Here is a 22,500-nt window from a genome sequence, read left to right as displayed (position 1 = left end):
GAGCAGGGGGAAGCGCCGGGCCCGAGGAGGGCGGGAGCGCGCCAGCCGAGAAGGAGGGGACCGCCAGGCCGGAGCAGGACATGACCGCCAGGCCCGAGCAGGAGGGGAGCGCCGGGCCCGAGTTCGCGAGCCGAACGGAAGCCTTGGGCCTGGGAGGGCCGGTACCAAGCCGAACGGGAGCGCGCCAAGTCGAGCAGGACGGGACCGCCAGGCTCAAGCCGAACGGGACCGCCAGGCCCGAGCAGGACGGGACCGCCAGGCTCAAGCCGAACGGGACCGCCCGGCCCGAGCAGGACGGGAGCGCCGGCGAAGGGTCCGGATCACCGCCGCACACCGCACGCGGGTCGCTGTCGGCGGAGCAGTCGCCGGTCGCCGGGGCCGTTCAGGAGGTGAGCCGGGACGTCCACACGGTCGTCAGCCGGGCCCGCCCGCCCTCCTCGGTCTGGGCCTTCTCCAGGCGCAGCCGCGCCGAGCGGCCCTTCAGGGTCAGCGTCATCAGCTGGTTGCCGAACCAGGGCCCGGCCGTCCTGCGCCAGGTCACCGGCGGCCGGGAGCACCGCCCGTGGCGGGCGAACCGCCGCCCGAGCGCACGCGCCACCGCGCTCCAGCCGAAGCGGAAACCGAGCCGGATCGACAGCGGTACGGAGTTGTGGACGGGGGAGCAGGTCAGCTGCAGCACGCGGGCACTGGGGGAGCCTCGTCCGGCGGAGGGCCGCCACGCGGGCTCGGCGACGTAGGCGTGGTGCACGTCCCCGGACAGCACGCACACCGTCGCCGGTGCCCCGGGTCCCGAGCCGGCCTCGGCGATCAGGTCCGCCAGGTCCGTGAAGGAGTCGGGGAACGCCGCCCAGTGCTCCAGGTCGGCCCCCCGGCGCAGGCGCTCCCCGATCCGCGCCCAGCGCGCGCCCCGGTCCCCCCGGCACAGCGCCGAGCTCCACGCCTCGACGTCGTGCACCAGGTGCGGCAGCAGCCAGGGAAGGGAGGTGCCGATCAGGAGATGGTCGCAGGAGCCGGGGCGGTCCAGGACCTGCTCGCGCAGCCACGCCGCCTCCTCGGAGTTCAGCATCGCCCGGCTGCCCTCGTCCAGGACGCGGGCGGCCCGGGAGTCGACCATCACCACCCGCACGCGGCCGAAGTCGCGGCGGTAGCTCCAGCGGGCCGACGCCGGGTCGGCGTCGGCCCCGGCGGCGAAGGCGCGCAGCACGCCGGTGCCGTCGGGGGTGGCCCGGACGGCCGCGTAGACGGGGTCGGCGGCCAGCTCGTCCGGCGAGAGGTTCCCCAGGTGCTGGTGCACCCAGTACGACATCAGGCCGCTGAGCAGCCGTTCCTGCCACCAGTCGGTGGCCCGCATGTCGGCCAGCCAGGAGGCGGAGGTGTTCCAGTCGTCGACGACGTCGTGGTCGTCGAAGATCATGCAGCTGGGCACGGTGGACAGCAGCCAGCGCACCTCGGGGTCCAGCCAGGACTCGTAGTAGAGGCCGGTGTACTCCTCGTAGTCGGCGACCTCCCCGCCCGGAGGCTCGGTCAGGTCGCGGCGGGCGGCCAGCCGGCGCCGGGTCGCGTCGGAGGTCTCGTCGGCGTACACCTGGTCGCCCAGGAGCAGCAGCACGTCCGGGCGTTCGCCGTCCGGGGCGGCGGCGATCCGCGCGGCCAGGGTGTCGAGGGCGTCCGGGCCGACCCGGTCCTTGCCGTCGGCCGGGGGCGCGGCCCAGCGGCACGAGCCGAAGACGACGCGCAGCTCGTCCCCCTCGGCGGGCGTGCGGATGACGGAGGGCGGGAACGCCCGGTGCCCGTCGTTCCGCGCCGAGCCGGACTCCTGCGCCTCGGGTTCCTGCGCGCCGGGCCCGCCCCGCTCCTGCGCGCCGGGTCCGCCCGGCTCCTGCGCCCCGGATCCGCCGGGTTCCGCGGACTCCCCGGGCGCGTCGGACAGCGGCCACACGCGGACGCCGTCGAGCAGGACCTCGTACGGCACGGTCGTGCCCGGCGTCAGCCCGGTCACCGGCACCAGCGCGTAGTGGTGGCCCTCGACCTGGAAGGTGCGGGCCTCCCCGCCGGCACCGTCCGCGCAGCGCACCTTGGCGGTGCACGGACGGCTCGCCTCGACCCAGACGGTCGCCGACGTGCCGTCGACGTACCGCAGGAGTGGTCCCAGGCGCAGTCGGACCATCTCGAATCCCCTCTCCGTCGCCCCGCCGTCGCCCCGTACGGTACGGAACGACGGCGGGCGGCGGGGAAACCCCCTGGTCAGCAGCTCGCGAGGTAGCCCTGCAGCGCGCTCTTCTCCGCGGAGTCGACGGACAGGCCGTAGTAGTACTTCACCTGGACCCAGGCCCGGACGTAGGTGCACAGGTACGCGGTCCGCGACGGCACCCAGGTCGAGGGGTCCTGGTCGCCCTTGGCCTGGTTGACGTCGTCGGTGACGGCGATGAGCTGCGGTCGGGTCAGGTCGTTGGCGAAGGCCTGGCGCTGCGCGGTGGTCCACTTGCCCGCCCCGGAGTCCCACGCCTCGGCGAGCGGGACGAGGTGGTCGATGTCGAGGTCGGCGGCCGCGGTCCAGGTCGCGCCGTCGTAGGGGGAGTACCAGCTGCCGCTGGTGGCCGCGCAGGAGGAGTCGGTGACGACGCCGGACCCGTCGCGCTTGAGGACGGTCTCGCGGGTGTTGCAGGTGCCGCTGACGGTGATCCAGTGCGGGAACAGGTCGCGGTCGTAGCCGGTGCGGTTCTCGGCCGTCACCGTGAGCGAGGCGAGGTAGGTGCGGGCGGTGGACCCGCTGACCGGGGTGGGGAGCGCGGCGGAGGCGGTCGGGCCGTTGAGCAGCCCGACCGACGCTATGAGCCCGGTCAGGGCCGCCAGGACTCCGGCCCGTCGACGCGCGTAGAACTTCGGCATGCGAACTCCCGTGGGGATCTGGGGTGGTGGTCACGAGCAGGGGAATGCTCGCGACGCCGTGTTGCGGTGGGGTGTGCGTCGGGTGAGAACCTAATGACGCGTACATGACGCAACAAGAGGTGTGCGGAAGCCGTTCGCGGGATCTTCACAGCGGGGTGGGCCGGCCCGGGGCGCGGACGGCGTGGATCACGGGTGGATGCCGCAGCTCACCGGGCCGGCGGGCAACCGCGGGCGGTCGCGTACCATGGAGCGCGCAGAAGGGGAGTAGCTCTTCGCCGGACCGTCGACATACTGCTCAGCTCGTCTGAGCCGGCGCCCGGAGGCAGGCCTCGTTCCACGGGGCCGGCCAGCGAGACCTTCGGCAAGCAGTGCATGCCCGAGCCGTACGGCGCGGGCCTTCCGTGTGCTGCCGTGCCGAGGTTTCCCATCGCGTTCGCAGCGCTCTCGGCGGGCAGCCCCGACCGATTGAGGAATCGTGATCAGTCTCAGCGTCCTGGCGCTCACGTTCGGCCTGGTGTTCCTGGCCGAGCTCCCGGACAAGACCGCTCTCGCCGGGCTCGTCCTCGGCACCCGCTACCGCGCCTCGTACGTTTTCGCCGGTGTCGCCGCCGCCTTCCTGGTGCACGTCGTGCTCGCCGTCGCCGCCGGCAGTGTCCTCACGCTCCTGCCGCAGCGGATCGTCCACGCGCTGACGGGCGTGCTGTTCCTCGGCGGCGCGGCGATGCTCCTGCTGCACAAGGGCGACGGCGAGGAGGAGACCCGCACGCCGGACGGGCAGTCCTTCTGGAAGGTCGCCGGGACCGGTTTCATGCTCATCCTCGTCGCCGAGTTCGGTGACCTGACCCAGATCATGACCGCGAACCTCGCGGCCCGGTACGACAGCCCGCTCTCCGTCGGCCTGGGCGCCGTGCTCGGACTGTGGGCGGTGGCCGGAATCGGCATCGTCGGCGGTAAGGCCCTGATGAGGCGGGTGCCGCTGGGGCTCATCACCAAGATCGCGGCGCTGCTGATGACGGCTCTCGGGGTGTGGAGCCTGTACGAGGCCGTGGCGGGCTGAGCCGAACGGAAGGTGAACACTCCGGGGTGCGGTGGCGGGATGCGGCCTTGTTTTGTACCGTAGAGAAACAAAGTGGCTCCCGCCCGTTCTCCCTGACCGGCGGGCGGGGCCGCCTTGTCCCTCCCGGGGCCCGTCCTCCGCCCCTCACCGCGCCTTGGAGCTGCCGATGACGGCCACCGCCGTGCTCACCGCCCGCGCCCTCCTGCTCGACATGGACGGCACCCTGGTCAACTCCGACGCCGTCGTCGAGCGGGTCTGGCGCCGCTGGGCCGACCGGCACGGGCTGGACGGCGACGAGGTCATGAAGGTCGTCCACGGCCGCCAGGGACACGCGTCGATGGCGCTGCTGCTGCCCGACCGCCCGAAGGAGCGGAACCTCGCCGAGAACGCGCGCATGCTCGCCGAGGAGACCTTGGACATGAACGGCGTGGTCCCCGTCCCCGGGGCCCCGGAGTTCCTCGCCTCCCTGCGGGGGCTGCCGCACGCGCTGGTGACCTCCGCCGACGTCGCGCTGTCCACGGCCCGGATGGCCGCCGCCGGCCTGCCGCTGCCGGACGTGCGGGTCACGGCGGAGTCCGTCGGCGCGAGCAAGCCCGACCCCGAGGGCTTCCTCAAGGGCGCCGCCGAACTGGGCGTCGCGCCCGCCGACTGCGTGGTCTTCGAGGACTCCGGCGCGGGGATCGCCGCCGGACGCGCCGCGGGGATGAGGGTGGTCGGCGTCGGCCCGCGCGCCGCGGTCCACCGGCCGGACGCGCTGGTCGGCGACCTGACGAAGGTACGGGTGGAGGCCGCGGCGGACGGGACGGTCCGCCTGCACGTGGGCTGAGCCGGGGCCGGCGTCCCCGCTCGTCCGTGGCACCCGTCGGCGGCCGCCGACGGGACATCCGGTCACCCGGTGATCCAGTGCCCCGGGCCGTTCTCCGGTGATCGCTCCGTGGGGAGGCCCCATGGGGCGATCACCGGCTCCGTGGGCGGTCGCCTACGGCTCGGACGTCTCCGACTCCAGGCTCGCCCGCGTGGCGGGGCCGTACACGCCCGGTTCGTCCGTGCGGACGCCGCGGGCCCACTGGTAGGTGCGCACGGAGCTCTCCAGCTGCTGGTCGTAGTGGCCGTCGGCCTCGTCCATGTACAGGTACAGCTGGCGCATCCGCAGCTGGAGTTCGGTGACCTCCGGGCCCTGGTCGCCGGGGCGCAGGACCGGGGGCGCGGCCACGGTCTCCGTCGGGCCGGCGGTCGCGGCCGGCCCGGCCGGTCCGGCGGACGCGGAGGGGGACGCGGACGGCGGCGCGCTCGACGCCGAGGACGACGGGACCGGCGACTGCGACGGGCTCGCACTGGCGGACGGCGACGGATGCGCGGACGCCGACGGCGGGGACGTGCCGCCGGCCCGCGCCGGGGACGACGGTGAGGGCGTCGGTGCGTCCGGGACGCCGGGGCGCACCTCCTCGGGCGCCGCTCCGTCCCGCGCCGGCGACTCGTACGACAGCAGCCCGCTCGCGAACCCGGCCACGGCGGTCACGGCGACCACGGCCCCGGACACGGCGAGCAGGGCGGTACGGCGGCTCCGGCCGCCGCCGCGCCGGGCCCCGTCACCGGAGGGCGCGGTGCCGGCCGCCGGATCATGAGCGTGGTCGTGGGGGTCCCCGGTACCGGGGCGGTCGACGTGCCCCGGCGCGCCCGCGTGTCCCGGCCCGAGGACGGTGAGGCCTCCGGTGCGCGGTGCCGCCGTCGGCGGAGAGGGGAGCGGTGGGGCGGTGGTATCCGGCGGCAGTGGGGCGCCGATCGCGGCAAGGGGCCGGGTTTCGGGGTCACCCTCGGGGGCGTGCCCGACGGCCGCCGGGCCGCCGGCCGCGTCCACCATCGTGCCGATGACGGTGTCGGCGTCCGGGCCGCCGGTGGTGGTCCCGGTGCTCGCGCCGTCGGTGGTGGTCCTGGCGTCGGGGCCGCTGGTGGTGGTTGGGGCGCTCGCGCTGTCGGTGGTGGTCCTGGTGCCCGCGCCGCCGGTGGTGGTTCCGGTGCCCGCGTCCTCGCTCGTCTTCCGGGCGGTGCCCGCTATTCCGGTCTCCCTGACCACGATTCCCGCGCCCGCCGTCTGCGCGTCCGCGCCTGCGGCCGCCCGCAGCACGTCCGGCGCCGGTTCCGCCGCACCCGACGCCGGTTCCGCCGCACCCGGGGCGTGGGACGCCTCCGCAACCGGCGTGTGTGCGCTGGGCGCATCCGGGGTGGACGCCTGCGTGCCGGACGCTCCCGCGCCGAACGCGTCCGTGCCGGACGTGTCGGACGTGTCCGTGCCGGACGCCTCCGCTTCCTCGGTGATCCCGGCGGTCATGTCCACGTACGGTCTGATGCGCAGCGGATTGAAGTCCTCCGCCGCGGCGGCCTCGGCCGTCCGCGCGTCGCGCAGGGCGTCCGCCATCCGCTGCCCGCAAGGGCAGGACGGGGTGTTGTCCGCGCCCCTGGACGCCCCGCACTCCGGGCAGACGTGCCCCTCCGGCTGCTGCACGCGTCCCTCCCCTTCCTTGCGGTTTCAAGGATTATGCAGATCTTCCGCACAACCTCCCCGCGAAGCCCCCGGAATGGCGGCCTCCGGAAGGTCTCAACAGGCCATAACGGCTCACACCGATCACGATGGGAGATGTCACAAGAGCCGCGGGAGGTCTTCATGGCCGGGGATGCGCAGGGCATCACGGGGAAACTGCGGGACGCACATCCCTCCCCCGCGCCGCCGTCGCGGGACGGCAGCGGTACGGGACCGGTGTCCCGCAACGTCCTCGTCTCCATCGGGGCCCTGCTGCTCGGCCTGCTGCTGGCGGCGCTCGACTCGACGATCGTGTCGACCGCGCTGCCGACCATCGTCAGCGACCTCGGCGGCCTGGAGCACCTGTCGTGGGTGGTGACCGCCTATCTGCTGGCCTCGACCGCCGCGACTCCGCTGTGGGGCAAGCTCGGCGACCAGTACGGACGCAAGAAGCTGTTCCAGACCGCGATCGTCATCTTCCTGATCGGTTCGGCGCTGTGCGGCATGGCGCAGAACATGCCCCAGCTGATCGTCTTCCGGGCGCTGCAGGGCCTCGGCGGCGGCGGGCTGATCGTGCTGTCGATGGCCATCGTCGGCGACGTCGTCCCGCCCCGTGACCGGGGCCGCTACCAGGGGCTCTTCGGCGCGGTGTTCGGCGCCACGAGCGTGCTCGGCCCCCTGCTCGGCGGGCTGTTCACCCAGCACCTGAGCTGGCGCTGGGTGTTCTACGTCAACGTCCCCGTCGGCATCGTCGCCCTCGCCGTGATCGCGACCGCGCTGCGCATACCGCGCAGGGCGGCCCGCCACGTCATCGACTACCTCGGGACCTTCCTCATCGCCGCCGTGGCGACCTGCCTGGTCCTCATCGCCTCGCTGGGCGGCACGACCTGGGGCTGGGGTTCGCCGCAGGTCGTCGGTCTCGCCGTGCTGTCCGTCGTTCTCACCGTCGCCTTCGTGGCCGTGGAGCGCCGCGCGGCCGAACCCGTCCTGCCGCTGAAGCTCTTCCGCATCCGCACCTTCACGCTGTCCGCGGTCGTCAGCTTCATCGTCGGCTTCGCCATGTTCGGCGCGCTGACCTATCTGCCGACGTTCCTCCAGGTCGTGCACGGGGTGTCCCCGACCATGTCCGGCGTGCACATGCTGCCGATGGTGGTCGGCATGCTGCTGGCCTCGACCGGGTCCGGGCAGATCGTCAGCCGTACGGGCCGCTGGAAGGTCTTCCCGCTCACGGGCACCGCGGTGACCACGATCGGCCTGCTGCTGCTCCACCGGCTCGACGAGAACAGCTCCAACGCCGAGATCAGCGGCTACTTCTTCGTCTTCGGCCTGGGACTCGGCCTGGTCATGCAGGTGCTGGTGCTCATCGTGCAGAACGCCGTCTCGTACGAGGACCTGGGCGTGGCCACGTCCGGCGCGACCTTCTTCCGCTCCATCGGCGCCTCCTTCGGCGTGGCCATCTTCGGCACCCTCTTCGCCGGCCGCCTCGGCGACAAGCTCGCCGCCGCCCTGGCGGGCGCCTCGCTGCCGCCGGGAGCCTCCGCGGACGCCCTGAAGTCCGACCCGCGCGGCATCGCCGCCCTGCCGCCCGCCCTGCGCCCGGCGGCCCTGAGCGCGTACGCCTCCGCCATCACCGACGTCTTCCTGTACGCGGCGCCCGTCGCCGCGGCCGGCTTCGTCCTGGCGTGGTTCCTGAAGGAGGACAAGCTGCGCGGCTCCGTCACCGCGCCGGACGGCACGGAGACCTTCGTGACCAACCCGGTCGAGCGGTCGTCGTACGACGAGGTCTGCCGTGCGCTGTCCGTGCTCGGCACGCGCGAGGGACGGCGGCAGATCTACCGGGACATCACCGAGCGGGCCGGCTACGACCTGCTGCCCGCGGCGAGCTGGATGCTGCTGCGCACCAGGAAGTACGGCTGGGTGGAGCCGGCCGTGCTCGCCGAGCGCGGCCCCGTCCCGCTGGGCGCCGTCCTGGCGGCCGCCCGCCAGGTCGAGGAGCGGCGGCTGGGCGAGCGCCGGGGCCTGGACCTGGTCCTCACGCCCGCGGGGGAGGAGGTCGCCGACCGGCTGGCACGGGCCCGGGAGGACTCGCTCGCCGAACTGCTCGGCGACTGGTGGGGGCCGGACCGGCCGACCGACCTGGCGCAGTTGGTGAAGGAGCTGACGGCGGAGCTGTGCGGCTCGGACGCGGAGCGGCCGCACGACGGGCGGGCGGTGTCGCGGTTCTCTTGAGGCGCGTGGCGGGTGGGTGGGGGGTGTGCGCGGTCCTCGTGCGGTGCGTGGTGGGTGGGGGGTGTGCGCGGTCCTCGTGCGGTGCGGGGCGGGTGGGTCGTGTCGTGCGGTGCGCCGGGCGCCCCGGTCGGTCAGTGCAGCGGCTTGGTGAACCAGTGCTCGGCGTACGGGTCGTCGTTGTGGCGCTCGGTCTCCGCGTAGCCGAGCCGCGCGTACAGGGCGCGGGCCTCCACCAGGTCGCTCCGGGTGTCCAGGATCATCCGCCGCGCGCCGAGTGCCCGGGCGGCCTCCTCGGCGGCCGCGACGAGGAGCGCGGCACCGCCCCGGCCGCGCACCGACGTCTTCAGGAAGACGCGGGTCAGCTCGGCGGTCGCCGCGTCCAGCAGACGGACGCCCGCGGCGCCGGCGGGTGTGCCGTCGTACCGGGCGACCAGCAGTTGCCCGCCCGGCGGGGTCAGGTCGGCGCCCGGCTGCCGGGCGATCTCCCGCTCCAGCTCGTCGGGGTCCGTGTGGCGTCCCTCGTGCAGCAGGTACCAGCGGTCGCTCACCTCCGTGTAGTACGCCCGCCACAGGGCGGCGGCGACGGGGGAGTCGTACGGCTCGGGGAAGATCGTCCAGGTCATGGCCGGCATTGTCGGGCGGTTGCGGGCCGGGTCCGCAACCGAATACCGGCCCCGCCACCCCGTCCGGTCGCCGTTTGTCGCCTGCCTTCCGGGCAACCCGATGGGAGAACCGGCCAGTTGGGCCGACCACATCCGGAAGGCATTCATGTCCACAGGCCTGATCATCGCTTTGATCGTGATCGTCGCGGTCGTCGTCGTGGCGGCCGCACTGATGCTGCGTAGTCGCGCAAGCGGCGGCGGGCAGAGCCTCAAGCGGCGCTTCGGTCCCGAGTACGACCGGACCGTGGCCCGGCACGACGGCGACACCAAGGCCGCCGAGCGCGAGCTCGCCGCACGTGTCGAGCGGCACGGCGGGCTGCGTCAGCGGCCGCTGGAGCCGGCCGAGCGCGAGCGGTTCGAGGCGCGCTGGACGGCCGCTCAGGAGCGGTTCGTCGACTCGCCGCGGGAGGCGGTGGCCGAGGCGGACCGGCTGGTCGCCGAACTGGCCGAGGTCCGGGGCTTCCCGGGCGGCGGTCAGTACGAGGAGCAGCTCGCCGCTCTGTCCGTCCACCACGCGCATCACGTGCACGGCTACCGGCGCGTGCACCGCGCCGCGCACGCGCCCGTCGACGGCGCCGAGGAGAGCCGTCCGGGCACCGAGGAACTGCGCGAGTCCATGGTCGGGGCCCGCGCGCTGTTCGAGAAGCTGCTGGACTCGGGGGACCGCGCGGCCGGCGGCCACCGCACGGTGGCCCGCGACGACGGGCGGGCCCACCGTGCGTCGTGGGGCTTCAACCGTCGCCACGTGAAGGAGGGGTGAGTGAGATGGCGGACGTGACGCCGCGAAAGGACACGCCGGGTGAGGACAGGACGACGGCTCCGGGCCGTGACCCGGTGACCGGCGCCGGGCCGGTGGGGGACGCGACCGGTCACGAGACGGCCGCTGCCGGGATCGGGCTGCCTGCGGAAGAACGGAGCGGTCTGCACGGGGCGGCTGCGGAGGACCGGGCCGCCGATGCGGGCCGCGAGACCGAGCACGGCCGCAATGGGGTTCCGGCTGCGGTCGTCGGCCGGGAGACCGAGGCGGGGGGCGAGGGGGCGCACGGTGCGGTCTCTGCCGGGACTGCCGCCGGGACTGCTGCCGGGGCTCCTGGCGGAACTCCCGGCGCGGTGGATGAGGGTGGGGCCACCTCGTCGCCGCTGTTGGCGCGGGACGAGTGCGATGCGTTCGGTGGACGTCTGCGGCATGCCGTCACCGGGTTCGTGGACGCCCCCAGGGACGCCGTGGAGGAGGCGGATCGTGTCGTGGAGGAGCTGGCCGATCGCCTCGCGGAGGCCCTGACCCGGCGGCGGCGCACTCTGCGGGCCGCCTGGCAGGCTGCGGACTCGGGCAAGTCCGCGACGACCCCGGACACGGAGCAGCTTCGGCTGGCGCTGCGTGACTACCGGGAGCTGGCCGACCGGCTGCTCCACATCTGACGGCGCGGCGCCCGGTGCCACGCCCGGTCGCCGGGCGTGGCACCGGGCGCGTTCGCCGTGCAGCGCGTGATGCGGTCGCTGTGCAGCGCCCCGTCGTGGGTGGGTCGGGGCCGCGCCGGGGGGTGTCCGTCCTCGGACCGGCGCGAGTGCCGTCGCTCACCGGCGCACCGGGGTCGACGCGCCGGCCGCTGCGGGCGGACACCCCCCGACACGGCCCCTGCCGTCCGTGGGCGGGTGCGGGTGCGGTGGGGGCGGGTGCGGTGACGCAGGATGCCCTGCGCGGCTGCGGGCGGGCCCCCGACACGGCCCCTGCAGTTCGCGGGTGGCTGCGGATGCCCTGCGTTGCTGGCTGTCGTGCGGCGGGCGCCCCCGGACGCGCCCTGCCGTACGGGGAGTGGCTGTGGGGGCGGATGGCCGATTGCGGGGGGCTGTGGTTACCGCTGACCGGTCGCCCGGCGGTTGTGCCAGTCGGTTACCACCTGTTCGACGTCGTACCGCTTCAGGCCCAGTGGGGGGCCGGGGGGTGGCTTGAGCATCATGTCGAGGATCTTGCTGTTGATCTCGGTGATGATCTTCCGGACGGCCTGTTCCGAGGGTGCCGCGTAGGCCGCCGTGAGCGCGTCCTCGGCCTCCTTGCGCAGGGCGAGCGTCGGTGGGAGGACCGACATTCCCTCGCGGGCCATCTTGCGCTTGACCCACCACAGTTCGTCGTAGGCCGACTCGTCCGGCAGGGGCCTGCCCGCGCCCGGCAGGCGGTCGAACTCGCCGCGTGCCTGGGCGTCACGGATCTGCTTGTCGACGAAGGACTCGAACGGAACGCCCGGGGGTTTACGCTCGGTCATGTGTCCATTGTGCCGGACGTGCCCGGGCCGGGCGATTTATCATGCCGCCGCGGTGTGCCAACCCGGCGCTCCGCCAACGGCGTTGGCGCAGCCGAGACTCGGGCGCCCGAATCGTGAGGAGCGCACGTGCTGGAACTCACCATGGCATCCGTGTCCGGGACGGACGCGGGCGCGACGGCCGGGATGCTGATGGCCGACGCGCCCAGCGACCCGGGCGCCGTGCTGCGGGTGGGCCGGGACCGGGCCGTGTGCCGACTGGTGACACCCGACGACTGGCTGTTCGTCTCGCGTGTCCACCTGGAGTTCCTGTGCGGTCCCGAGGGCACCTGGCAGCTCACCTGGCTGCGCGGGTCGCAGGCGGATCCGTCCTCCGAGGTGCGCCTGACGATCGGCGAGTACACCCAGCCCCTCGTCTACGGCGGGACCGTCCCGCTGCCCCGGGGCGGCCAGGGCGAGATCGTCGTCCAGGACCGCACCAGCCCGCGCAGCATCAACGTCGGCTTCTACCACGAGGTCTGAGCCCTACGGCAGCACCCGCGCCAGCGCGAAACCGTCGTGCCCCTTGGACCCCACCGTCTGCACCGCGGTGCCGTCCAGGCGCGGGTGTTCCGCGATCATCTCCAGGGCCGACCGGGTCCCGCGCACGCTCGGATCGGCGCTGTCCCGGTCGGTCACGCGCCCGCCGCGGACGACGTTGTCGAGGACGATCAGGCTGCCCGCGCGGGTCAGCCGCAGGGCCCAGTCCAGGTAGCGCGCGTTGTTGACCTTGTCGGCGTCGATGAAGACCAGATCGAAGGGTGGCGGGTTCTCGTCGGCGAGCTCGGGCAGTGACTCCAGGGCCGGACCCACCCGGACCTCGGCGATCCGGTCGAGGCCGGCGCGGGCGAGGTTGCGGCGGGCGACGTCGGCGTGGTGGGCGTCGTACTCCAGGCTGATCAGCCGGCCGTCGGACGGCAGCGCGCGGGCGAGCCAGATGGTGCTGTAGCCGCCGAGCGTGCCGATCTCCAGGATCGTCCGGGCGCCCTGGATCCGGGCGAGGAGCTGCAGGAGTTTGCCCTGGTTCGGCGCGACGTTGATGTGGGGCAGGCCCTCCGCGTCGCTGTCCCGCAGAGCGGCCCGCAGGGCGTCGTCCTCCGGGGAGAGCAGGGCGGTGAAACAGGCGTCGACGTCTTTCCAGAGCTGCGCGTCGCTCATGTATCAGGCCTTTCGTGTGTCTAGTTAGAGTCGCTAACTAGCGGCCTGACGAATCTAGCCGGACACCCGCCTTCTGTCGGCGCCTTTCCGGCCATACGGCTTCGTGCGTCGCCCTGCCGACACCGCAGGTCCCGGACCGAGGTCCGGGACCCGCGGAGGGAGCCTCAGCCCGCGGGCTGCTCCACCGACGGGGGCGACCCCGGCAGCGGGCGGCCCGCCGACTCCGCCATGAACCACACCGCCGCGCCGCCGATCACCGCCGCGGCCATCATGTAGTAGGCGGGCATCATCACGTTGCCGGTCGCGCCGATCAGCGCCGTCACCACCAGCGGGGTCGTGCCGCCGAACAGCGACACCGAGACGTTGAAGCCGATCGAGAGCGAGCCGTAGCGGACCCGGGTGGGGAACAGGGCCGGCAGGGCGGCCGGCATCGAGGCGGTGAAGCAGACCAGCAGCAGGCCCAGCGCGCCCATGCCCAGGGCGACCGCCGCCAGGCTGCCCTCGCGGATGAGGAGCAGCGCCGGCACCGACAGCGCCAGGAAGCCGGCGCAGCCGGCCGCGATCACCGGACGCCGGCCGACGCGGTCGGTCAGCGCCCCGGCGAAGGGCTGGACGATCATCATCAGGGCCATCACGCCGAGCACGACCAGCAGACCGTGCGTCTCGTCGTACTTCAGCTCGCTCGTCAGGTAGCTCGGCATGTACGACAGCAGCATGTAGTCGGTGACGTTGTAGACCAGCACGAGCGCGACGCACAGGAGCATCGCCTTCCACTGGCCCGTGACCATCTCGCGGACCCGCACCTTCCGCCGGGCCGCCCCGGCCTTCCCGGCCCGGGCTGCCTGTTCGGCCTGCGCCGCGAACGCCGGGGTCTCCTCCAGGCGCATCCGCAGGTACAGGCCGATGATGCCCATGGGACCCGCGATCAGGAACGGGATCCGCCAGCCCCACGCCGTCAGGTCGTCGGGGGACAGCAGGACCGTCATCAGGGTGACCAGGCCGGCGCCGCCGATGTAGCCGGCCAGGGTGCCGAACTCCAGCCAGCTGCCGAGGAAGCCGCGCCGCTTGTCCGGGGCGTACTCGGCGATGAAGGTCGACGCGCCCGCGTACTCGCCGCCGGTGGAGAAGCCCTGCACCAGCCGGGCCGCCAGCAGGAGCAGCGGGGCCCCGACGCCGATCACCGCGTAGGACGGGATCAGGCCGATGGCGAAGGTGCCCACGGCCATCATGATCATCGTGATGGCCAGCACCTTCTGGCGCCCGACACGGTCGCCGAGCGGTCCGAAGACCATGCCGCCCAGCGGACGGACCAGGAACGCCGCGGCGAAGGCGCCGAACGTCGACAGCAGCTGCGCGGTCGGGTTGCCGGTGGGGAAGAAGACCTTGCCCAGGGTCACCGCTATGTAGCTGTAGACGCCGAAGTCGAACCACTCCATCGCGTTGCCCAGCGCGGCGGCCTTCACGGCGCGCCGGACGAGTGCCGGGTCGGTAACGGTCGGGTCGGAGTTCTTCGCGAGGGACAGGGAAGGGGAAGCGGTGACGCTGGCAGCCGACAAGACGCGCTCGCCTACCTTTCGACGGGGACGGGGAAACGACCCACCCGGCAGCGATGGAAGGTAGGCCGAAAACCGACCATACGAGGCCAACTGCCCTCACCTTCCGTAGCCTGTTGTTGCGGTATGCAGCTAAATGCGGGATATGCAGGCACTCTCGCTCGCCCGGTGCGCCCGTGTGCACGGGCCACTGTGATGCTTCTCGCGCCCCGGAGGCGCAACCGGACCGCCTCCGCACTATGGTCATCCGGACAAAAGGCGAGCGGATGTCAGGTGAACCGGGGGTTGTCCGCGTCTCTCACCGGGGGTGGTGCGATCCCCTAGGGTTCGCGGAGGGATCCCGCGTGCGCGGCGCGCGGGACGAACGGGGCGGGAGGCCGACGGGGCGTGGCGAACGTGGAGCACAGCGGGGGACCGGCCGGGGCGTTCGGGACGGCGGCGGCCGACACGGCCGGGGACCGGCTGGGCGCGGCCCGGCTGGGCCTGTGGCTGATAGCCGGCCTCCTGGCGATACGGCAGGTGGCCGTCGTCCTGGCCACCCCGCGCGGGGAACGGCTGACCGACCTGGAGACCTGGGTCGGGCCGGACGGCGTCCTGCACGTCAACGGATCCCTGTACGACTCGACACGCTTCACCGGCACCCCCTTCGGCGGGCTCGTCCTGAAACCGCTGACCAGGGCCGCCGAGCAGGCCCTCGGCTGGGGCTGGACCTTCGGCACGCTGGTGCTGGTGGCCGCGCTCGGCCTGATCGCCGTCCGCGCGCTGCCGCAGCCGGTCGGCCGCCGCACCTCGCTCCTGGCCGCACCCGTCGCGGTCAGCCTGCTCATGCTGTCGCTGCCGGTGCGCAACACGCTCTGGCTCGGCCAGACCAGCATCATCCCCGTCCTGCTCGTGCTGCTCGGCTGCTTCACCGTGCGCGGGCAGCGGGCCGGCGGCGCGCTGATCGGCCTCGCGGCCGCGCTGCAGCCCACCGTGCTGCTGTTCGCGCCGCTGCTGTGGCTCACCGGCCGCCGCCGCGCCGCACTGAGCACCGGCGCCACGTTCGCCGTGTGCACGGTGCTCGCCTGGGCGGCGATGCCCCACGACTCCCACACCTACTGGGTGCACCACATGGCGGGCGTCGGGCTCGGCGGCCGGGCCGACGCGCTCGCCAACCAGTCGCTGCACGGCGCCCTGCTGCGGACCGGGCTGACCGGGCCGCTGGAGGTCGCCCTGTTCCTGGCCCTCGGCACGGTCGTCGCCGTCCTCGGGGTGCGCCGGGCCGTGCGCTACGCCCGGGACGGGCAGCTGCTGCTCGCGGTCGCGATCACCGGCTGCGCCGCGATCGCCGTGTCGCCCACCGCCTGGCAGCACCAGCTGCTGTGGGTGCTGCTCGCGGTCGTCGGCCGGGTCGGCCGGCGCGCCTCCGACCGGTACGTGTGGCCGGTGGCCGTCGTGCTGGTGATGACGCTGCCCGCGAAGATGATGCTGCCGAACGTGGCGGCGCTGCACCCGCTGCGGGACAACGTCGTCCTGCTGGCCGCCCTGGCCGCGGCGACCGCCCTGCCGTTCCTGACCCGCGAGTCCGCGTACTACCGCGCGCCCGTCCCGACGCGGTACGCGCCGCCGGTGCCGGCCCGCTTCCGGCACGTCCCCCTCGCGCCCGTCCTGCGCCGGGTCCTCACCCGCCCGAACCTGCTGCTCGAACTGCTGCTGATCCGCGTCACCTACGCCGCCTACCAGCAGGTCCGGCTCGCGGCCGACGGCGGCCGGGCACGGGCCGAACGGCACGGCGAGCAGATCCTGTCCGTCGAGCGGTTCCTGCACATCGACATCGAGCACGCGGTCAACCACGCGGTGGTGCGGGCCGGCTGGCTGCGGGACTTCTTCGACTTCTACTACGAGTCGTTCCACTTCGTCGTCCCGCTGACCGTGCTCGGCGTCCTGTACTGGCGCCGCGCGGCCGACTACCGCTGGGCCCGCGCCTCCCTCGGCTTCGCCACCCTGCTCGCCCTGGCCGGCTTCTGGCTCTACCCGCTGGCCCCGCCGCGCCTGATGCCGGCCCTCGGCATCATCGACACGGTGCACGGCGTCCAGGACTTCTCGAAGCCGGACTACGGCACGCTGACGGCCGTCACCAACCAGTACGCGGCGATGCCGTCCCTGCACTTCGGCTGGTCGCTGTGGTGCGGGCTGGTGATCGCGGTGGTCGCGCCGAAGGGGTGGATGAAGGCGCTCGGCCTGCTGCACCCCCTGTTCACCGTCTCGGCGATCGTGGCCACGGGCAACCACTGGGTGCTGGACGCGGTGGGCGGCGCCGCCGTGGTCGGCGCGGGCTTCGGGCTGACGTACCTGCTCCAGGGGCCGCGCGTCCGGGCCGTGACGGCCGCCGCGGCCGCGGCCGGTGAGGAACCGGCCGCGGTGCGGGAGAAGGACCCCATGCCGGGCTGATGCCTGCGGGAGCGCCCGCAGCCGCCCGGCCGCCGGCCGTCTGCCGTGCGCGAGTGCTGCGCGGGGCGCCGGCGTGCGGACGCCGATGCCTCGTGCGGGCGCGCGGGAAGGGCGAGGGCGGCGCCGAGGACGGGGACCGCGGACATGCGAAGGCGGCGGCCCAGGGGATCGGGGGCCGCCGCCTTCGCGTCTGTGCGGTGAGGGGGCTCACTTCGTGGGTGTGCCGTCGGACCTCACGTTGTTCTGCCGGTGGCTCAGTACCAGCCGTGGGCCTGCCAGAAGTTCCAGGCGTCGACCGGGCTGCCGTAGCGGGAGTTCATGTAGTCCAGACCCCACTTGATCTGGGTCGCGGGGTTGGTCTTCCAGTCGGAGCCGGCGGAGGCCATCTTCGAGGCCGGCAGGGCCTGGACCAGGCCGTAGGCGCCGGAGGAGGCGTTGGTGGCCGAGACGTTCCAGCTGCTCTCGTGGTCGACGATCTTGCTGAAGGCGTTGTACTGCGCGGCGTCCGGGATCATCTGGCGGGCGATCGCCTGAGCGCTGGCGCCGGAGCCGCCCGAGGCGGCCTGGGCGGGAGCTGCGGACAGGGCCATGCCGGCGGCGGCTGCGGCCACGGCGGCGGTGGTGAAGGCCTTCTTCGGGGTGGCGATGCGGCGGATGACGGAGACGGTCACAGAGATCCTCTTGCGTGGGGGACGGGAACGTCGCGGGCACTCGGCGGCCAGGCGGTGCGTGGCCGGTTCATGCGTGGGCGCCGCGGTCCGTGTGGTCCGTGGCGCCCTGCGACGTGGTCCAGAGAAGCAGTCGGCGAATATGTCCGCAAGCACCCCTTTTACTAGTTGTGGTCGCATTCGACGGATAGGTCGCCTGTGTGAGCGGCGTCTCAATGTCCAGGTCGGCGCGGGTAATGGCGTGTGCATGCCACGAGCGTCCGGCTACGGTTCCGCTTCGTAGGTGAGCTGCGTCATGTGCGCGGCCTCACCGGGCCCGTCACCGCGGGCGCACGTCACCTCACGGTGCGGGTGCGTCGAATGTGACCGGCGCCTCGAAAGCGGCCCGGCGCGTGGCCCGGCGCAGCGCCCTGAGGACCGCCGGCCCGAGCACGAGGGTCAGGACGACGGTGACGACGGCCCGGCCGAGGTCCCAGCCGAGCGAGGTGGCCACGCAGTACGCGACGAAGCGGGCGAGGTTCGCGGTGACGGCGGCGTGCGGATCGAAGGCGATCGACGACGCGCCCAGCCCCAGGAAGGGCCAGCCCTGGAGGTTCATGACGGTGCCGTAGGCGAACGCGGCGAGGAAGCCGTAGGCGGCCAGCAGCAGCAGTTCGGCGCGGCCGCGCAGGCGGTCGGGGCCCGGCAGCAGGCCCGCGCCCATGGTGAACCAGCCCATGGCCAGCATCTGGAACGGCATCCAGGGCCCCACGCCGCCGGTCAGCAGGGCGGAGGCGAACATCGTCACGGAGCCCAGCACGAACCCGAAGCCCGGGCCGAGGACGCGTCCGCTCAGCACCATCAGGAAGAACATGGGCTCGATGCCGGCGGTCCCCGCGCCGATCGGGCGCAGGGCGGCGCCCGTCGCGGCCAGCACCCCGAGCATGGCCACGGCCTTGGGTCCGAGACCGGACTCGGCGATCGTGGCGGCGACCACCGCGACGAGCAGGACGAGCAGGCCCGCGAAGAGCCAGGGCGCGTCCTGCGCGTGGGCGCCGAGCTGCGAGCCGGGCGGAGCGAGGAAGGGCCAGCCGAAAGCGGCGACGCCGACGGCGCTGACGAGGGCGAGGGCGGCGAGGGAGCGCGGACCGAGCCGCACGGCGCGTACCTGGCGCTGGGCGGGGTGAGCCGGCGGCCGGGCGGCGTGGGGTCGGCGCCGGGCGGTGCGGGTCGGCAGCGGGGCGTCGTCGGCCGGCCGCGGGGTGCCGGTCATGCCAGGGCCTCGCGCACCTGGGCCACGGTCAGCCACTGCTGCGGGGCCAGGATCTTGGTCACCTGCGGTGCGAACGACGGCGAGGAGACGACCACCTCGGCCGTCGGGCCGTCCGCGATCACCTCGCCGTCGGCCAGCAGCACCACCCGGTGGGCCAGCTCGGCCGCCAGTTCCACGTCGTGCGTGGCGAGCACGATGGCGTGCCCCTCGGCGGCCAGGGCCCGGAGGATCGTGGCCAGGCGGGCCTTCGCCGCGTAGTCGAGGCCGCGCGTCGGCTCGTCCAGCAGGAGCAGCGGCGGGCGGGCGGTGAGCACGACGGCCAGCGCCAGCGTCAGCCGCTGGCCCTCGGACAGGTCGCGCGGGTGGACGTCGTCCGCGATGCCGGGCAGCAGCTCGCCGACCAGGGCGCGGCAGGTGCCGGGTGCGGCCTGGGCGTCCCGGTCGGCGGCGGCGCACTCGGCGGCGACCGTGTCGGCGTACAGCAGGTCGCGCGGCTCCTGCGGGACGAGGCCGACGCGGCCGACCAGGTCGCGGGGCGGGGTGCGGTGCGGGACGGCGCCCCCCACCCGGACCTCGCCGGCGGAGGGCGCGAGCAGGCCGACGAGGGTGCTGAGGAGCGTGGACTTGCCGGCGCCGTTGCGGCCCATCAGGGCGACCGTCTCACCCGGGGCGACGGCCAGGTCGACGTGCCGCAGGGCGTCGACCCGGCCGCGGCGCACGGCGAGGGCCCGCACGTCGGCGGCGTGCGCGGGGGCCGCCGCGGCGCCCGCCGGCTCGGCGGTGGCGGCGGGCCGCCCGCGGCGCAGACGGGGGAAGGCCCACCGGCGCCCTGGCGTCCCCTTGGTACGGCAGGGCGCCCCGGGCCCGATTCCGGGCGTACGGGAGGCCGGGTCCTCCGGGGTGGCGGAGGCGGGCTGCCGGTCCGGGGTGTCCGGTACGGGTTCGGTCGGTCTGGGCGGGGTGTCCGGGGTGGGTCGGGTCGGTCGGGCCGGGGTGGCGGAGGCGGGCCGGCGGTCCGGGGTGTCCGGTACGGCTGCGGCCGGCCGGGTGGCCGGGGCGTCGTCCGGCCCGCGCTGCCCGGTCCCGGCGAGCCGCTCCCGCAGGTCCGCCGCGCGGCGCCGGGCGTCGCGGACCGTCAGGGGCAGCGGCCGCCAGCCCGCCAGGCGCCCCAGGCCGACCACCGGCGGGTACACCGGGGAGACGGCCATGACGTCCGCCGGGGCGCCGACGACGGGGGCGGCGCCCGGTGCGGGCAGCAGGACGACCTGGTCGGCGTACTGGACGACCCGCTCCAGCCGGTGCTCGGCCATCAGGACCGTCGTGCCGAGATCGTGCACGAGGCGCTGGAGCACGGCGAGGACCTCCTCCGCGGCGGCCGGGTCGAGCGCCGAGGTGGGTTCGTCGAGGACGAGCACCCTCGGGTGCGGGGTGAGGACGGAACCGATCGCCACCCGCTGCCGCTGCCCGCCGGAGAGCGTGGCGATGGGCCGGTCGCGCAGGCCGGCGAGGCCGAGCAGGTCGAGGGTCTCCTCGACGCGCCGCCGCATCACGGCCGGGGGGAGGCCCAGCGACTCCATGCCGTAGGCGAGTTCGTCCTCGACGGTGTCCGTCACGAAGTGGGCCAGCGGGTCCTGGCCGACCGTGCCGACGACGTCGGCGAGATCGCGCGGCCGGTGGGTGCGCGTGTCCCGGCCGGCCACCGTGACACGGCCGCGCAGGGTGCCGCCCGTGAAGTGCGGGACGAGGCCGCCGACCGCGCCGAGGAGGGTGGACTTGCCGACGCCGGACGGGCCGACGAGCAGCACGAGTTCGCCCTCGGGGACTTCCAGGTCCACGTCCCGGACGGTGGGTCCGGCCGCCCCGTCGTACGTCACGGAGACGTCCTCGAAGCGGATCACGACGGCTCCTCGGTCGGTGCGGGTTCCTGCGGAACGGCGGGTTGTTCGGGCGGGGGCGCGACGAACGCGGGGAGCAGCCCGACGAGTACGGCCGCCGCGGGCCACAGCGGCAGCCCCGGTGCGGCCAGGGGCACGACCCCGGGGTGGAGGGCCTCGGGGTCGCGGGCGGCGGCGAGGGCCAGCACGGCCGCGACCGCTCCACCGGATCCGGCGACCAGGCAGGCCCGCGCGTTCCAGGTGTCGGGGCGGTAGCGGGTGCGCGGGGAGCGGCGGCCGCCCAGCCGGAGGCCGGCCAGGGCGGCGACGAGCCCGGCGAGGAGGACCGGCGGTCCGTAGGTGCCGCCCTCGGCGGTGAGCAGGCCGTACGTCCCGGCGCACACGCCGAGCAGCCCGCCGAGGGTGAGGGCACCGGTGGTGCGGCGGACGGCGGGCGGCACCTCGGCCGTACGGCCGTAACCGCGCGCGTCCATCGCCGCGGCCAGGGCGACCGAGCGCTCCAGTGCGCTCTCCAGGACCGGCAGCCCCACCTGGAGCAGCCCGCGCAGGCCCCGGTCGGGGCGGCCGCGCAGGCGCCGGGCGGCCCGCAGACGACGGACGTCGGCGACCAGGTGCGGGGCGAAGGTGAGGGCGACGACCACGGCGACACCCGTCTCGTACAGGGCGCCCGGCAGGGACTTCAGCAGGCGGGCCGGGGCGGCGAGGGCGTTCGCCGCGCCGACGCAGACGAGCAGCGTGGCCAGCTTCAGGCCGTCGTAGAGGGCGAAGACGAGACCCTCGGCGGTCACCCTGCCGCCGAGCCGGATGCCCTGCGCCCAGTGGGGGAGGGGCACCTCGGGAAGCGTGACGACGACGTGCGTGCCCGGGATCGGCGAACCGAGGACGACGGCGAAGGCCAGCCGGACCAGGAGCACGGCGAGCGCGAGCCGGAGGAAGGCGGTGTACGACCGGGCCGACGGCGTGTCCGGCCGGCAGGCGGCGACGACGTACGCCGAGACCGTGAGCAGCAGCGCGAGCAGCAGCGGGTTGGTGGTACGGGTCGCGGCGGTCCCGAGGGCGAGGGCCCACACCCACCAGGCACCGGCGTGCACACCGGCCCGGCCCCGGACACCGCGCCCGGGAACACCGGCGGGACGGGCGGCCCGGGCGGTTCCCCGGGACGTCGCGGCCGGTCGGCCGGTTGCCGGGCCGGCGCCGCGCGCGTCCTGCGAGCACCGGCCCGGCGGCACCGGGCGCGGCCGCGCCGTCACGGCACCGCGGGTCCCCTCCGGGCGCCCGGCCGGGGCGGCGGTACGGCGGCGCGCGGCGCGGGCGCCGGATATGCCTCCGACCGGGCCGGCCTGCACCTGGTCGGTATCGGCTGCCGGGCGCGGGTGCCGGGCCGCCGCGGCCGGCCGGACCGGCCCCCCGTTGCCGGTGCGGGGTGCGGCGTCCGGGTGCTCGTCGGCCCCGGCCGGGTGGGCCGGTTGCGTGCAGGCGTCGGTGTCGCGGGCGGCGCAGGGGCGCTCGTGGCCGGGCCCGGGCGGGGGGACCGGCGCCTCGCCGGTGCCGGGTACGGGGTGCGGGTGTCCGGCCGGCGGGTTCGGGCGGGCCGGGGACGCAGCGGTGCCGGCCACGGCGTCCCGACCCGCGGCCGATGCGGCTCCGCGAGTCCCCGCCGTGGCGGCGCCGCGGGCCCCGTTCGCGTCCGCGGGGTCCTCGGCGTCGTTCGTGTCCGCGGCGTCCTGGGGGTCGTTCGTGTCCGCGGGGTCCTGGGGGTCGGTCGTGTCCGCGGGGTCCTGGGCCGCGTTCGTGCCTGCGGCGTCCTGGGGGTCGTTCGTGTCCGCGGGGTCCTGGGGGTCGGTCGTGTCCGCGGGGTCCTGGGCCGCGTTCGTGCCTGCGGCGTCCTGGGG

General features: G+C 74.7%; 17 protein-coding genes and 1 pseudogene. 7 read left to right on the top strand and 11 right to left on the bottom strand.

Annotated elements, in window-relative coordinates:
• Positions 1 to 382: 382 nt before the first annotated feature.
• Together ABZ920_RS25110 and ABZ920_RS25105 are read right to left on the bottom strand one after the other, a co-directional pair.
• Positions 383 to 2,167 carry an alkaline phosphatase D family protein gene (locus ABZ920_RS25110; protein WP_361509123.1) on the bottom strand — a complete coding sequence of 595 codons (1,785 nt, stop codon included), beginning with the start codon at positions 2,165 to 2,167 and terminating at the stop codon, positions 383 to 385.
• Positions 2,168 to 2,244: 77 nt separating this feature from the next.
• Positions 2,245 to 2,889 (bottom strand): HNH endonuclease family protein, encoded by a 645-nt coding sequence (locus tag ABZ920_RS25105; RefSeq protein ID WP_361509120.1) that lies wholly within the window; start codon positions 2,887 to 2,889, stop codon positions 2,245 to 2,247.
• A 475-nt stretch (positions 2,890 to 3,364) separates the two neighbouring features.
• Here ABZ920_RS25105 and ABZ920_RS25100 point away from each other — a divergent pair, with 475 nt between their 5' ends.
• On the top strand, positions 3,365 to 3,946 hold the full coding sequence (locus ABZ920_RS25100; protein ID WP_361509117.1) for a TMEM165/GDT1 family protein: 582 nt from the start codon (positions 3,365 to 3,367) through the stop codon (positions 3,944 to 3,946).
• A 166-nt stretch (positions 3,947 to 4,112) separates the two neighbouring features.
• Positions 4,113 to 4,772, top strand: coding sequence for an HAD-IA family hydrolase (locus ABZ920_RS25095; RefSeq protein WP_361509115.1), 660 nt, complete (start codon positions 4,113 to 4,115; stop codon positions 4,770 to 4,772).
• 153 nt (positions 4,773 to 4,925) lie between these two features.
• Here the strand turns inward: ABZ920_RS25095 and ABZ920_RS25090 are convergent, their stop codons facing one another.
• Positions 4,926 to 6,449, bottom strand: coding sequence for a peptidoglycan-binding protein (locus tag ABZ920_RS25090; protein WP_361509112.1), 1,524 nt, complete (start codon positions 6,447 to 6,449; stop codon positions 4,926 to 4,928).
• A 159-nt stretch (positions 6,450 to 6,608) separates the two neighbouring features.
• Between ABZ920_RS25090 and ABZ920_RS25085 the strand changes: the two genes are divergently transcribed.
• Positions 6,609 to 8,693 carry an MFS transporter gene (locus tag ABZ920_RS25085; RefSeq protein ID WP_361509213.1) on the top strand — a complete coding sequence of 695 codons (2,085 nt, stop codon included), beginning with the start codon at positions 6,609 to 6,611 and terminating at the stop codon, positions 8,691 to 8,693.
• A gap of 131 nt (positions 8,694 to 8,824) precedes the next feature.
• Here ABZ920_RS25085 and ABZ920_RS25080 read toward each other — a convergent pair whose 3' ends face one another.
• A complete protein-coding gene (locus ABZ920_RS25080; RefSeq protein WP_361509108.1) occupies positions 8,825 to 9,316 on the bottom strand; it encodes a GNAT family N-acetyltransferase in 492 nt (163 codons plus the stop codon).
• A gap of 145 nt (positions 9,317 to 9,461) precedes the next feature.
• Here ABZ920_RS25080 and ABZ920_RS25075 point away from each other — a divergent pair, with 145 nt between their 5' ends.
• Positions 9,462 to 10,115, top strand: coding sequence for a hypothetical protein (locus ABZ920_RS25075; protein WP_361509105.1), 654 nt, complete (start codon positions 9,462 to 9,464; stop codon positions 10,113 to 10,115).
• Positions 10,116 to 10,531: 416 nt separating this feature from the next.
• Positions 10,532 to 10,774: pseudogene (locus tag ABZ920_RS25070) on the top strand (hypothetical protein); the annotation flags it as partial.
• Positions 10,775 to 11,208: 434 nt separating this feature from the next.
• Here ABZ920_RS25070 and ABZ920_RS25065 read toward each other — a convergent pair.
• A complete protein-coding gene (locus tag ABZ920_RS25065; RefSeq protein WP_361509102.1) occupies positions 11,209 to 11,616 on the bottom strand; it encodes a DUF1992 domain-containing protein in 408 nt (135 codons plus the stop codon).
• Between the two features lie 126 nt (positions 11,617 to 11,742).
• Here ABZ920_RS25065 and ABZ920_RS25060 point away from each other — a divergent pair, with 126 nt between their 5' ends.
• The gene (locus ABZ920_RS25060; RefSeq protein WP_361509099.1) at positions 11,743 to 12,135 is read left to right on the top strand and encodes a hypothetical protein; all 393 of its coding nucleotides are present in this window, start codon (positions 11,743 to 11,745) and stop codon (positions 12,133 to 12,135) included.
• Between the two features lie 3 nt (positions 12,136 to 12,138).
• Here the strand turns inward: ABZ920_RS25060 and ABZ920_RS25055 are convergent, their stop codons facing one another.
• Complete coding sequence (locus ABZ920_RS25055) at positions 12,139 to 12,810, bottom strand: O-methyltransferase (RefSeq protein ID WP_361509096.1); 672 nt, start codon at positions 12,808 to 12,810, stop codon at positions 12,139 to 12,141.
• A gap of 164 nt (positions 12,811 to 12,974) precedes the next feature.
• Positions 12,975 to 14,366: a glycine betaine/L-proline transporter ProP gene (proP, locus tag ABZ920_RS25050; RefSeq protein WP_361509093.1), complete on the bottom strand. Its 1,392-nt coding sequence runs from the start codon at positions 14,364 to 14,366 to the stop codon at positions 12,975 to 12,977.
• A 384-nt stretch (positions 14,367 to 14,750) separates the two neighbouring features.
• Here proP and ABZ920_RS25045 point away from each other — a divergent pair, with 384 nt between their 5' ends.
• Positions 14,751 to 16,793, top strand: coding sequence for a bifunctional glycosyltransferase 87/phosphatase PAP2 family protein (locus tag ABZ920_RS25045; RefSeq protein ID WP_361509090.1), 2,043 nt, complete (start codon positions 14,751 to 14,753; stop codon positions 16,791 to 16,793).
• A gap of 254 nt (positions 16,794 to 17,047) precedes the next feature.
• On the opposite strand, the gene ABZ920_RS25040 is transcribed toward ABZ920_RS25045, so the two are convergent.
• From ABZ920_RS25040 to ABZ920_RS25025, 4 genes are all read right to left on the bottom strand, one after another.
• Complete coding sequence (locus ABZ920_RS25040) at positions 17,048 to 17,464, bottom strand: transglycosylase SLT domain-containing protein (protein WP_361509087.1); 417 nt, start codon at positions 17,462 to 17,464, stop codon at positions 17,048 to 17,050.
• Between the two features lie 337 nt (positions 17,465 to 17,801).
• Complete coding sequence (locus ABZ920_RS25035) at positions 17,802 to 18,713, bottom strand: ECF transporter S component (protein WP_361509084.1); 912 nt, start codon at positions 18,711 to 18,713, stop codon at positions 17,802 to 17,804.
• Positions 18,710 to 20,611, bottom strand: coding sequence for an ATP-binding cassette domain-containing protein (locus ABZ920_RS25030; RefSeq protein WP_361509081.1), 1,902 nt, complete (start codon positions 20,609 to 20,611; stop codon positions 18,710 to 18,712). Before ABZ920_RS25030 ends, ABZ920_RS25035 begins: the two co-directional genes overlap by 4 nt.
• On the bottom strand, positions 20,608 to 21,699 hold the full coding sequence (locus ABZ920_RS25025; protein ID WP_361509210.1) for a CbiQ family ECF transporter T component: 1,092 nt from the start codon (positions 21,697 to 21,699) through the stop codon (positions 20,608 to 20,610). The genes ABZ920_RS25030 and ABZ920_RS25025 overlap by 4 nt, the downstream gene beginning before the upstream one ends.
• Positions 21,700 to 22,500 lie beyond the last annotated feature (801 nt).

It is taken from the genome of Streptomyces sp. NPDC046831, from assembly GCF_040645305.1.
Taxonomy (GTDB): domain Bacteria; phylum Actinomycetota; class Actinomycetes; order Streptomycetales; family Streptomycetaceae; genus Streptomyces.
Note: the sequence above shows the minus strand (reverse complement) of the source record. Positions and strands in the feature narration are given on the sequence as shown.

Coding starts and splice junctions, on each gene's coding strand:
- ABZ920_RS25110 (WP_361509123.1), bottom strand. CDS start 2,167: ATGGTCCGACTGCGCCTGGGACCACTCCTGCGGTACGTCGACGGCACG.
- ABZ920_RS25105 (WP_361509120.1), bottom strand. CDS start 2,889: ATGCCGAAGTTCTACGCGCGTCGACGGGCCGGAGTCCTGGCGGCCCTG.
- ABZ920_RS25095 (WP_361509115.1), top strand. CDS start 4,113: ATGACGGCCACCGCCGTGCTCACCGCCCGCGCCCTCCTGCTCGACATG.
- ABZ920_RS25085 (WP_361509213.1), top strand. CDS start 6,609: ATGGCCGGGGATGCGCAGGGCATCACGGGGAAACTGCGGGACGCACAT.
- ABZ920_RS25080 (WP_361509108.1), bottom strand. CDS start 9,316: ATGACCTGGACGATCTTCCCCGAGCCGTACGACTCCCCCGTCGCCGCC.
- ABZ920_RS25075 (WP_361509105.1), top strand. CDS start 9,462: ATGTCCACAGGCCTGATCATCGCTTTGATCGTGATCGTCGCGGTCGTC.
- ABZ920_RS25065 (WP_361509102.1), bottom strand. CDS start 11,616: ATGACCGAGCGTAAACCCCCGGGCGTTCCGTTCGAGTCCTTCGTCGAC.
- ABZ920_RS25055 (WP_361509096.1), bottom strand. CDS start 12,810: ATGAGCGACGCGCAGCTCTGGAAAGACGTCGACGCCTGTTTCACCGCC.
- ABZ920_RS25035 (WP_361509084.1), bottom strand. CDS start 18,713: ATGACCGGCACCCCGCGGCCGGCCGACGACGCCCCGCTGCCGACCCGC.